Origin of the sequence: Caballeronia jiangsuensis, from assembly GCF_046030135.1 — a bacterium.
In the GTDB taxonomy this organism is placed as follows: Bacteria; Pseudomonadota; Gammaproteobacteria; order Burkholderiales; family Burkholderiaceae; genus Caballeronia; species Caballeronia jiangsuensis.
Genome location: NZ_JAQQDB010000158.1, coordinates 1 through 290, shown reverse-complemented (window position 1 = coordinate 290; position 290 = coordinate 1). Strand labels below are relative to the sequence as shown.

1 protein-coding gene is annotated in these 290 nt (G+C 52.8%); it reads left to right on the top strand.

Annotated elements, in window-relative coordinates; translation table 11 throughout:
* The coding region (locus PQR08_RS38785; protein WP_408164535.1) for a hypothetical protein at nt 1–201 on the top strand (201 nt) is incomplete at its 5' end.
* Nucleotides 202–290: the final 89 nt, after the last annotated feature.

Sequence of the window (290 nt, the reverse complement as noted above, 5' to 3'; positions counted from 1 at the left end):
GAGCTGCGGGAGCGGATTTTTACGCTGCATTCGGGTGGGGAGATTCGGGGGAGTGGGGATAGGAAGGAGTTGCCGGCGCTTTTTAAACAGTGGGATCGTCGTATGAGCAGAAACGCGAAAGCGAAAAAGGATGGTGAACTCTTAAACGGCTTTCTACTTCCCTTCGTGGATCACCGCTCGACGACTTCAATGCAAGGTTAACAATTGAAGCGTCCACGCCGATTGCTTGTATTCGCCTTTTTCTCCGCATGCGTGCTCGGCTTATCTGTCTGGGCTGGATGCACCACGTT